Source organism: Pigmentiphaga sp., assembly GCF_033795525.1.
In the GTDB taxonomy this organism is placed as follows: domain Bacteria; phylum Pseudomonadota; class Gammaproteobacteria; order Burkholderiales; family Burkholderiaceae_B; genus Pigmentiphaga.
In genome coordinates this window covers 144,610-154,770 of the sequence record NZ_JARYGM010000005.1, presented here as the reverse complement: position 1 = coordinate 154,770, position 10,161 = coordinate 144,610, and the positions used below count along the sequence as shown (strand labels likewise).

Here is a 10,161-nt window from a genome sequence, read left to right as displayed (position 1 = left end):
TGTACGTGCTGTCCAAGGAAGAAGGGGGTCGTCATACGCCGTTCTTCAACGGGTATCGTCCGCAGTTCTACTTCCGTACGACGGATGTGACCGGGACGATCGAGCTGCCCAAGGACAAGGAGATGGTGCTGCCGGGCGACAACGTGTCGATCACGGTCAAGCTGCTCTCGCCGATCGCCATGGAAGAAGGTCTGCGCTTTGCTATCCGTGAAGGCGGCCGTACCGTGGGCGCCGGCGTGGTTGCCAAGATCATTGCCTGATTGACCCCCCGTACGCGCTGACGCGCGCCCCTCAGGGGGCGGGACTGGCGGACCGGCAAAGCCGGATCCGCGGTCCCCTGGATCAGGCCGCGGCAGTGCGGGTGTGGTTGTAGTGACCAGCAGTATCTGACTACTATCCGGGGCGGGTTCCCCCGCCCCATCGCTCTTTAGGACAGTTTTATGAAAAAGCAGAAAATCCGCATCCGCCTCAAGGCGTTCGATTACAAGCTCATCGACCAGTCGGCCGCTGAGATCGTCGAGACCGCCAAGCGCACGGGTGCCGTGGTTCGCGGTCCGGTTCCCCTGCCGACCCGCATCCGCCGTTACGATCTGCTGCGGTCGCCGCACGTCAACAAGACGTCGCGCGACCAGTTCGAGATCCGCACCCATCAGCGCCTGATGGACATCGTGGATCCGACGGACAAGACGGTGGACGCGCTGATGCGCCTGGACCTGCCGGCCGGCGTGGATGTGGAAATCGCTCTGCAGTGACGTAGTATTTGCGCCCGGGGCTTGAAAAGGCTGCCGGGCGCAGGCTATACTAGCCGGCTAGCCCGTGGGGGTTTCCCCTGGCTAGTGGATGGCGCGGGCCGTGTGCCGCGCGTACATCCGAAGGCGTCTTTTTTGCGTGGGTCCGGGGTACTTGCCCGGCGCGCGAATATCCGCTCTACCCAATCGAGTTTGGCGCGGTGCCTCCATGGCGCCGCTGTCCCGGCGCCATGCTTAGGCATGCCGCCATTTTTAGCCCCGGCCAATCGTAGTCGGGAATGGAGAAAACGATGTCGACCCAATCGACGGCCTCCACGCCAGCCGCATTCCGGCTCGGCCTGGTGGGTCGCAAGGTTGGCATGACCCGCATTTTCACGGACGATGGCGAGTCCATCCCCGTGACCGTGCTGGACGTGTCGAACAACCGTGTGACCCAGGTCAAATCCCCGCAAACGGACGGTTACGCTGCCGTCCAGGTCACGTTTGGCACGCGCCGTGCCTCGCGCGTCACCAAGCCGCTTACCGGTCATTTCGCCAAGGCCGGTGTCGAAGCAGGCAGCGTGCTCAAAGAATTCCGCCTTGATCCGGCCAAAGCGGCCGAGTTCGCTCCGGGTACCGAACTGAAAGTGGAAAGCGTGTTCTCGGTCGGCCAGAAGGTCGACGTGACCGGTACCACCATCGGTAAGGGCTTCTCGGGCGCGATCAAGCGTCACAACTTCTCGTCGAACCGCGCTTCGCACGGTAACTCGGTGTCGCACAACTCGGCCGGCTCCATCGGTATGGCGCAGGACCCGGGCCGCGTGTTCCCCGGCAAGAAGATGGCCGGCCACTATGGCGACGTCACGCGCACCGTGCAGAACCTTGACGTGATCCGCGTGGACGCCGAGCGCGGCCTGCTGCTGGTTCGTGGCGCCGTCCCGGGCCATACCGGCGCGAACATCGTCGTTCGTCCCGCTGTGAAAGGAGCCTGAACATGGCAGATCTCAAGCTCCTGAACGAACAGGGCCAGGTCGCCGCGACCGTCAACGCCCCCGACACCGTCTTCGGCCGCGAATTCAACGAAGCGCTGGTGCACCAGATCGTCGTCGCCTACCAGGCCAATGCCCGGAGCGGCAACCGTGCGCAGAAAGATCGCGCGCAGGTCAAGCACACCACCAAGAAGCCGTGGCGCCAGAAGGGCACGGGCCGCGCCCGCGCCGGTATGACGTCCTCGCCGCTGTGGCGCGGAGGCGGTCGGATCTTCCCGAACTCGCCCGAAGAGAACTTCAGCCAGAAAGTGAACAAGAAGATGTACCGCGCCGGCGTGCGCTCCATCTTGTCGCAGCTGGCTCGCGAAGACCGCATCGCGATCGTCGAGAACTTCGTGGTCGATTCGCCCAAGACCAAAGTGGCCGCCGACAAGCTCAAGAGCCTGGGCTTGAACTCGGTCCTCATCATTACCGATACGGTTGACGAAAACCTCTATCTGGCAACGCGCAACCTGCCGCACGTGGCCGTGGTCGAGTCCCGTTATGCCGATCCGCTGTCGCTGATCCACTACAACAAAGTGTTGATCACCAAGCCCGCGATCGCTCAGCTCGAGGAGATCCTGGGATGAGTAACGACCGTCTGCTGCAAGTTCTGCTGGCGCCGATCGTCTCTGAAAAGAGCACGTTCATCGCCGACAAGAACCAGCAAGTGGCTTTCCGCGTCCTGCAGGACGCCACCAAGCCGGAAATCAAGGCTGCCGTCGAACTGCTCTTCAAGGTGCAGGTCGAGTCCGTGCAGGTTCTCAATACCAAGGGCAAAGTCAAGCGCTTTGGCCGCTTCATCGGTCGCCGCCGCAATGAGCGCAAGGCGTACGTGTCGCTGAAGCCCGGTCAGGAAATCGACTTTGCGCAGGAGGTGAAGTAAATGCCCCTCGTCAAGCTGAAGCCGACTTCCGCCGGTCGCCGCGCGATGGTGAAGGTGGTTCACCCCCACCTGCACAAAGGTCGCCCGCTCGACAGTCTGCTCGAAAAGCAGATGCAGAATGCCGGCCGCAACAACAACGGCCATATCACCACGCGTCATCGCGGCGGTGGTCACAAGCAACACTATCGCGTGATCGATTTCAAGCGCACCAAGGACGGCATCCCGGCCAAGGTCGAGCGCATCGAATACGATCCCAACCGTACGGCGCACATCGCTCTGGTGTGCTATGCCGACGGCGAACGTCGCTACATCATCGCCCCGCGCGGTCTTGAAGTCGGCGCCACGCTGGTCTCCGGTAGCGAAGCGCCCATCCGCGCTGGCAATACCCTGCCGATCCGGAACATTCCGGTGGGCAGCACGATCCACTGCGTGGAAATGATCCCCGGCAAGGGGGCCCAGATGGTTCGCTCGGCGGGCGCTTCCGCGGTCCTGTTGGCCCGTGAAGGCACCTACGCGCAGGTTCGCCTGCGTTCGGGCGAAGTTCGCAAGGTACACATCGAGTGCCGCGCGACCATCGGCGAAGTCAGCAACGAAGAACACGGCCTGCGCCAGATCGGCAAGGCTGGTGCGACGCGTTGGCGCGGCATTCGCCCCACCGTTCGCGGCGTGGCCATGAACCCGATCGACCACCCGCACGGTGGTGGTGAAGGTCGTACCGGCGAAGCCCGTGAACCGGTCAGCCCCTGGGGCACTCCGTCCAAGGGTTTCAAGACCCGCCGCAACAAGCGGACGAGCAATATGATCGTCCAGCGGCGCAAGAAGAAGTAAGCGAGGCGAGCCATGTCACGTTCGATCAAAAAAGGCCCGTTTGTCGACCTGCACCTTCTGAAGAAGGTCGAGGCGTCCACGGCCGGAAAAGACAAGCGCCCGATCAAGACCTGGTCGCGTCGTTCCACGATCCTGCCCGAGTTCATCGGTCTCACGATCGCGGTTCACAACGGTCGCCAGCATGTTCCCGTGTATATCAACGAGAACATGGTCGGTCATAAACTCGGCGAATTCGCGCTGACCCGTACGTTCAAGGGTCACGCCGCGGATAAAAAGGCCAAGAGGTAAGCGCGATGGAAACCACTGCGAAAGTCCGTGGCGTACGCGTGTCGGCCCAGAAGGCCCGTCTGGTCGCGGACATGATCCGCGGCAAGTCGGTGGCCCAGGCCATCAACATTCTGACGTTCACGCCCAAGAAGTCTGCCGGCATCATCAAGAAGGCGGTCGAATCCGCCATCGCGAATGCCGAGCACAACGACGGTGCCGACATCGACGAGCTGAAGGTGAAAACCATCTACGTCGACAAAGGCACGTCGCTCAAGCGTTTCGACGCCCGCGCCAAGGGCCGGGGCGTCAAGATCGAGAAGCAGACCTGCCACATCGTGGTCAAGGTCGGTAGCTAAGGAGCCACGATGGGACAGAAAATTCACCCGACCGGGTTCCGTCTCTCGGTCAGCCGTAACTGGTCTTCGCGCTGGTTTGCCAGCGGGAACGCCTACGCGGGCATGCTGGCGGAAGACATCAAGGTCCGCGAGTACCTGAAGAAGAAGCTGAAAGGCGCTTCGGTAGGCCGCGTCATCATCGAGCGTCCTGCCAAGAACGCGCGCGTCACCGTCTACTCGGCGCGCCCGGGTGTCGTGATCGGCAAGAAGGGCGAGGACATCGAAATCCTCAAGGCCGACCTGCAGCGCCTGATGGGTGTGCCCGTGCACGTCAACATCGAAGAGATCCGCAAGCCCGAGATCGACGCTCAGCTGATCGCCGATTCGATCGCCCAGCAACTCGAGAAGCGCATCATGTTCCGCCGCGCGATGAAGCGTGCGATGCAGAACGCCATGCGCCTCGGTGCCCAGGGCATCAAGATCATGAGCGCGGGTCGCCTGAACGGCATCGAGATCGCCCGTACCGAATGGTATCGCGAAGGCCGTGTGCCGCTGCACACCCTGCGCGCCAACATCGACTACGGTACGTCCGAAGCCGGCACGACCTACGGTCTGATCGGCATCAAGGTGTGGGTCTACAAGGGCGACACGCTGGGTTCGGCCGAGCTCGCCGCCGCCCCGGAAGCAACCAAGGACGAAGAGCGCAAACCGCGTCGCGGCCCGCGTAACGATCGCGGCGACCGCCCGGGCAATCGCCCCGGCGCTGGACGTGGTCGCGGCGGACGCAAGCCCGAGGGCGAAGCGGCTGCCGCCGCGCCCGAGGGCGGCGCCCGGCGTGCGCCGCGCAAGCCGGCTGCTGAAGCAGCGGCCGCGCCTGCCAAAGACGGAGAATAAGCATGCTGCAGCCATCGCGCAGGAAATACCGCAAGGAACAAAAGGGCCGCAATACCGGCCTGGCGACGCGCGGCGCCAATGTCTCGTTCGGCGAATTCGGTCTGAAAGCCACCGGCCGTGGCCGCCTGACCGCTCGCCAGATCGAGTCGGCCCGTCGTGCCATCACCCGCCACATCAAGCGTGGCGGCCGTATCTGGATCCGCGTCTTCCCCGACAAGCCGATCTCGCAAAAGCCCGCCGAAGTCCGTATGGGTAACGGCAAGGGCAACCCCGAGTACTGGGTCGCCGAGATCCAGCCGGGCAAGGTGCTGTACGAGATGGAAGGCGTCAACGAAGAACTGGCGCGCGAGGCGTTCCGCCTGGCCGCTGCCAAGCTTCCGATCTCGACCGTCTTCGTGACGCGTCACATCGGAACGTAAGGAGATTAGCAATGAAGGCAAGCGAACTCCGTTCGAAAGACGCCGCCGAGCTCGGCAAAGAGCTCGAGGGTCTGCTTAGGGCTCAGTTCAGTCTGCGCATGCAGCTGGCTACCCAGCAGCTTTCCAACACCAGCCAGCTCGGCAAGGTGCGCCGCGACATCGCGCGTGTCCGTACCGTGCTGCGCGAGAAAGCCGGGAAGTAAACATGAGCGAAACCAAGCTGAAGCGTACGCTGACCGGTCGTGTGGTCAGCGACAAGATGAACAAAACGGTGACCGTGCTGGTCGAGCGGCGTGTCAAGCACCCGCTGTACGGCAAGATCGTCGTGCGTTCCAACAAGTACCACGCTCACGACGAAGAAAACCAGTACAAGACTGGCGACCTGGTCGAGATCTCGGAAACCCGTCCGGTTTCCAAGACCAAGGCCTGGTCCGTGGTCCGTCTGGTCGAAGCCGCGCGTATCATCTGATCGCCGGCGGAAAGCGCGCTCGCGCTTTCCTGCCAAAGCCGCCGCGAGTCTACCGACTCCCGGCGGTTTTTTGTTTTGAACGGCAGAGTACTTCAACACCAAGGAGCTATTACTCCCCCAAGCGTATGTGCTAACCTGTCAGGCAGTAAGATGGCTTGGCAACGTTTGGAATTCATATGCAAGTACAGAACAATAAACAGGAGATCGCCCCTTTTGAGAAGCGTCGCACCGCAGCCACGTATGTCCAGGAACAGTTGAGACAGCGAATAGAGAGCGGCGTTTTTCGCCCCGATGAGCGATTGCCATCCGAAGCGGAGCTGGCCGGCTTGTTCGGTGTGAGCCGTCCGGTGGTGCGGGAGGCCTTGATGTCGCTGCAAGCTCTGGGTTATACGGAGTCGCAAACCGGCCGGGGCACCTTCGTGGTGTCGAACCGAATCAGCAGCTCTCTTGTCTTCGGGCGGTACACGCCTGCGCAAATACAAGAGGTGCGTTGCGCGCTGGAAGTCCCGGTCGTTCAATTGGCCGCGATAAAACGTACAGAACAGGACATCGGTGTATTGGCGTCGTTGTTAGGCCGGCTCGATGAGGCTAGTGATCCAGATCGGCGCAATCAGCTTGACGCGGACTTTCATACGGCGATTGCCAAGGCCTCGGGTAACCCGCTGTTCGTCATGTTGATTGAGGATATGCGCGGAGTCCTGGAAGGCTATGCGAAGGAATTAACCAAAGCGCCCTATCGCCGGAATGCAGCGCGAGCCGAACATGCAGAAATCTATAAGGCAATCGTCCAGCGCGACCCTGTCGCTGCAGGGGAGGCGATGATCAGACACTTGCATGCGGGCGAAGAGGTATTTGGTGCAGTGGTGGTAGGGGCATTACCGGTGCAACGTAATGGTATGAAACGTACTGGCAAGAAGAATACTTAAGCATTGAATCAATCTGGATCGAGTGTCGCGATCGCCAAGGCCAGAGCCTGGGCGCGGGGAACTATTGATGCCAGCATGCAGTATTCCCGATCCGTATGAACGTGCCCGCCGACAGGTCCGACAGCGCAAAGGGTAGGCGCGCCAACCGCGGAAGTTAGGCCACTGTCCGCGGCGCCCCCTGTGTACTCGCCCTCGACAGTGAAGCCGACCTCGCGCGCGGCGGTCTGATAGTGGGCAAGGAGATCCATCGTCATTGCTGTAGTCAGCAAAGGCAGGAACAGTCCTTCACGGACGACCTTTCCGCAGGTACAAGTCGGCGATTCTTCTTCGATGATGTCGATGATCTGCTGTCTGAGCGCGCTACGGTCGATGTTGTCGGGAAAGCGAACGTCGAGTTGGCCACAGGCAAAGTCGGCCACGGTGTTGACCGACAGGCCTCCGGAAACGGTGCCGACATTGGTTGAAATGCCGTTGCTGCGATTGGACAGGGCGTGTAGCGCGATGGTTTTGCGCGCCAGTGCCTCGATTGCACTGGCGCCTAGCTCCGGGCTGACACCTGCGTGGGCGGCAACCCCCCGGACCTCAAAGTCCATGAACAGGGCACCTTTCCGGCCGGTGACCACATTGCCTGTAGGCCTTCCCGGCTCGGCATTGAAGACCGCGCGGGCACCCTTTGCCATTTCTTGAGTGAGGCGGCGAGAGGCCGGCGACGCGATCTCTTCGTCACCGGTGAAGAGGATGTGCAGCGGTAGTCGATTGCCTCCTAGTTCGGCGAACGCTCGCGCAACAAACAGGTTCATGACGAGGCCTGCTTTCATATCGGCGACGCCTGGACCATAGGCCACATCACCGTCGATGTGAAAGGCTCTTCTGGACGCGGTCCCGGATGGAAACACTGTGTCCATGTGACCTAGCAAAAGGACGTGCTTGTTCGCCCGATGTTCACCGTCGATCTTCCCGCTGATACAGTCGCCGTTGTTCAATAGCCGGTGGCGAGAAGTGACTACATCGGCGTTCCGAAGGGCGCTTTCGAGTATGCTGCCGACTTGGTCCACGCCCGCTTTGTCGTAGCTGCCACTGTCGGTATTAACCAGCGCTTCAAGCAGGTCGAGCATCTCGCCTTCGCGTTGCCTGAACCAGTCGGTTAATGCCGGCTTCAGTGTCGCTTTCATGGCTGGGATTCCTTTGTAGTGAGCGGATGCTGCTGCATGGTTCCGAGTCATGCGCCTATTGGATGCGTATATTTGCAGTGCGGATGACGTGCTGCCATTTGGCGATTTCATCTTGGATGCGAACCCGAAATTCCGCGGGTGAGCTGGGCGCGACGGAAAAGCCTACGTTCAACAATTGCGCCCTGACATCAGGCAAGGCCGCAGCCTTTCTGATCTCGGCATTGAGCTTCTCGATAATGAAGTGCGGAGTTCCCGCGGGCGCTAGAATGCCCGAGACTGTATCGCCTTCTAGTCCGGGAGTGCCGGATTCTTCAGTGCCAGGTACGTCGGGCAGAATTTCGCTTCGCGTTTTGCTCAAGACCATAACGGGCTTGAGTTTGCCGTCGCGGATGAAGGGCAGGGCCGACGGCAGCGAGGTGAACACGATGGGTGTATCACCTGAAACGGCGGAGGCCAGCAGTTGAGGGGTACCGTTGAACGGAACGGTGGTCAGTCCGTCGAGCTTGTACGTTAGTTTGAATAGTTCGCCGTTGAGGTGCGGCGTAGAGCCGATACCGGGGTGGGCATAGTTGTACTGGTTCGGGTGAGTCTGGATGAGTTTGATCAGTTCTTTTGCCGATCCAACCTTCATCTGTGAATTTACGCTAATGATGTTTGGTGACGCAGCCAACATCGCTATTGGTTCGAAATCCTTAAGCGGGTCATAGCCGGTGCCGCCAACATAAAGACTCGGATTAATGATGAAGCCTGTGCTGATTACGTGTAGCGTGTAGCCGTCTGGAGCGGCCTTGGCAACCCTCGCGGCGGCTATGTTGCCGCCCGCGCCCGGCACGTTTTCAACGATGACGCTCTGGCCCAGGCTTTCACCCAATTTTTGTGCCATGACGCGAGCGATGATGTCGGCGGGCCCTCCGGCCGTAAAGCCGACCACAATCCGTATGGGTTTCTCGGGGTACTGGCCGGCAGCATATGCGGTGTGGGACAGCATGACTGAGACGGCGAGCAGGGACAGCAGATTCGATAGGCGCAGCTTCATTTCATCGCTCCTTGGAAAGAGGCGTCGATAGGGTGGAAGGAGCCTTTAGCGGGCGAGGATTTCACCCATGCCGACCACGGTCGTGTAGTCGGCTGACGCAACCCCTCGAGGGCCCATGTTCAGGACTGCACGCTGGGTGTAGACCGCCGTCGCGGGCTTGCGTCCCTCTGCAGGAGTGAGGGCTCGGCTGCCCGCTGGGGACGAAGGGGCACTACGTAGGTACTCGATGATGGCGGAGCAAAAGATAGGTAGATCGCTCGGGAGGCGCGACGTGATTAGATTGCGGTCGCGCACGACTGCTTCGTCCCTATAGCGGCCGCCGGCGTGAATGACGTCGTCACGAATCAGAGCGACGCAGGTGACATCGCGGTCCTTCACGATGCCCGCTGACGCGAGAACCCACCCCGCGTGGCAGATGGCTGCAACGAGATTGCCGCGGGCGTCCATGTTGCGAACGAAATCAATCATGGCCTTATGGCGGCGCATCCCTTCGGGAGCGAATCCGCCAGGAATAACGACGGCGTCGAAATCCTCTGCGTCTACCGCGGCCACTTCTAGGTCAGGGCGTACCGGGTAGCCAAGCTTGCTGGCATAGACCTGCTCGTGAGAAGGACCAACGACCAGCACTTTGGCCCCCGCCTCGCGTAAGCGCAGCAGTGGATACCAGAGTTCGAGTTCTTGGTACTGGTTTTCAGCCAAGACGGCAATACGGGCTTCTGAAAGCTTCATTGTGGGCTCCTGAATATGATGCCCGGCGCTCAAGCCAGGGCGGACATAAGTTTCCGGCTCCAGTTGGGCAGCTCGTCCGTATCGGGTGCCGTGATTGCATCGCCGGCAGCGCCGCCCAGAAGTGAAATGCCTTCGGAAATCGCCGCGAGGAGGGCGCCTGCTTTGTCCGCTTCGTCCAGGAACGTGCGCAGGGCAGCGTTGGTTTGGAGGGGAGCTGCATTTCCTCCAGGAACGATGACGGCTGAAAACTCTGAGCCGGTGACATCGGTTAACGGCCGGTTGGGGATGACGGGATAGCCGAGCCGGCTGTACGCCGCCTCTGGGCCCGAACAGCCGAGGACGACGACTTCCAGTTTCTCCTCCCGCAGTCGAAGCACCGGATACCAAAACTCCAACTCCTGGAAGCCCGGATAAAGAAGGACAGCGACGGGTTTGGTCATGGAT

The 10,161-nt window shown here is 61.0% G+C and carries 17 protein-coding genes; 13 read left to right on the top strand and 4 right to left on the bottom strand.

Annotated features, from left to right (window positions below; all coding sequences use genetic code 11):
- From QHC78_RS15045 to QHC78_RS14985, 13 genes are all read left to right on the top strand, one after another.
- The coding region (locus QHC78_RS15045; RefSeq protein ID WP_495886037.1) for an EF-Tu C-terminal domain-related protein at positions 1 to 260 on the top strand (260 nt) is incomplete at its 5' end.
- 180 nt (positions 261 to 440) lie between these two features.
- A complete protein-coding gene (gene rpsJ, locus QHC78_RS15040; RefSeq protein ID WP_087779994.1) occupies positions 441 to 752 on the top strand; it encodes a 30S ribosomal protein S10 in 312 nt (103 codons plus the stop codon).
- Positions 753 to 1,027: 275 nt separating this feature from the next.
- The gene (gene rplC / locus QHC78_RS15035) at positions 1,028 to 1,720 is read left to right on the top strand and encodes a 50S ribosomal protein L3 (RefSeq protein WP_319745914.1); all 693 of its coding nucleotides are present in this window, start codon (positions 1,028 to 1,030) and stop codon (positions 1,718 to 1,720) included.
- A 2-nt stretch (positions 1,721 to 1,722) separates the two neighbouring features.
- Complete coding sequence (rplD, locus tag QHC78_RS15030) at positions 1,723 to 2,346, top strand: 50S ribosomal protein L4 (RefSeq protein WP_319745912.1); 624 nt, start codon at positions 1,723 to 1,725, stop codon at positions 2,344 to 2,346.
- On the top strand, positions 2,343 to 2,642 hold the full coding sequence (gene rplW / locus QHC78_RS15025) for a 50S ribosomal protein L23 (RefSeq protein WP_087779997.1): 300 nt from the start codon (positions 2,343 to 2,345) through the stop codon (positions 2,640 to 2,642). Before rplD ends, rplW begins: the two co-directional genes overlap by 4 nt.
- Entirely contained in the window at positions 2,643 to 3,470 is an 828-nt protein-coding gene (rplB, locus tag QHC78_RS15020) for a 50S ribosomal protein L2 (protein WP_319745909.1), read from the top strand. It abuts the gene before it with no gap.
- Positions 3,471 to 3,482: 12 nt separating this feature from the next.
- The gene (rpsS, locus tag QHC78_RS15015) at positions 3,483 to 3,758 is read left to right on the top strand and encodes a 30S ribosomal protein S19 (RefSeq protein ID WP_087779999.1); all 276 of its coding nucleotides are present in this window, start codon (positions 3,483 to 3,485) and stop codon (positions 3,756 to 3,758) included.
- A gap of 5 nt (positions 3,759 to 3,763) precedes the next feature.
- Positions 3,764 to 4,093, top strand: coding sequence for a 50S ribosomal protein L22 (gene rplV, locus QHC78_RS15010; RefSeq protein ID WP_319745907.1), 330 nt, complete (start codon positions 3,764 to 3,766; stop codon positions 4,091 to 4,093).
- A 9-nt stretch (positions 4,094 to 4,102) separates the two neighbouring features.
- Positions 4,103 to 4,966: a 30S ribosomal protein S3 gene (rpsC, locus tag QHC78_RS15005; RefSeq protein ID WP_319745905.1), complete on the top strand. Its 864-nt coding sequence runs from the start codon at positions 4,103 to 4,105 to the stop codon at positions 4,964 to 4,966.
- 2 nt (positions 4,967 to 4,968) lie between these two features.
- Positions 4,969 to 5,385: a 50S ribosomal protein L16 gene (gene rplP, locus QHC78_RS15000; protein WP_319745903.1), complete on the top strand. Its 417-nt coding sequence runs from the start codon at positions 4,969 to 4,971 to the stop codon at positions 5,383 to 5,385.
- Positions 5,386 to 5,396: 11 nt separating this feature from the next.
- Entirely contained in the window at positions 5,397 to 5,588 is a 192-nt protein-coding gene (gene rpmC, locus QHC78_RS14995; protein ID WP_087780003.1) for a 50S ribosomal protein L29, read from the top strand.
- 2 nt (positions 5,589 to 5,590) lie between these two features.
- A complete protein-coding gene (gene rpsQ / locus QHC78_RS14990) occupies positions 5,591 to 5,854 on the top strand; it encodes a 30S ribosomal protein S17 (RefSeq protein WP_319745900.1) in 264 nt (87 codons plus the stop codon).
- 176 nt (positions 5,855 to 6,030) lie between these two features.
- Complete coding sequence (locus QHC78_RS14985; protein WP_319745898.1) at positions 6,031 to 6,780, top strand: FadR/GntR family transcriptional regulator; 750 nt, start codon at positions 6,031 to 6,033, stop codon at positions 6,778 to 6,780.
- 8 nt (positions 6,781 to 6,788) lie between these two features.
- Here the strand turns inward: QHC78_RS14985 and QHC78_RS14980 are convergent, their stop codons facing one another.
- From QHC78_RS14980 to QHC78_RS14965, 4 genes are read right to left on the bottom strand one after another with little or no spacing between them, the layout of a single operon-like run.
- Entirely contained in the window at positions 6,789 to 7,952 is a 1,164-nt protein-coding gene (locus QHC78_RS14980) for a M20 family metallopeptidase (RefSeq protein ID WP_319745896.1), read from the bottom strand.
- Positions 7,953 to 8,007: 55 nt separating this feature from the next.
- Positions 8,008 to 8,988, bottom strand: a complete 981-nt coding sequence (locus QHC78_RS14975) for a tripartite tricarboxylate transporter substrate binding protein (protein ID WP_319745894.1) — start codon at positions 8,986 to 8,988, stop codon at positions 8,008 to 8,010.
- A 45-nt stretch (positions 8,989 to 9,033) separates the two neighbouring features.
- Positions 9,034 to 9,717 carry a type 1 glutamine amidotransferase domain-containing protein gene (locus QHC78_RS14970; RefSeq protein WP_319745892.1) on the bottom strand — a complete coding sequence of 228 codons (684 nt, stop codon included), beginning with the start codon at positions 9,715 to 9,717 and terminating at the stop codon, positions 9,034 to 9,036.
- A gap of 29 nt (positions 9,718 to 9,746) precedes the next feature.
- Positions 9,747 to 10,157, bottom strand: coding sequence for a DJ-1/PfpI family protein (locus QHC78_RS14965; RefSeq protein WP_319745890.1), 411 nt, complete (start codon positions 10,155 to 10,157; stop codon positions 9,747 to 9,749).
- Positions 10,158 to 10,161: the final 4 nt, after the last annotated feature.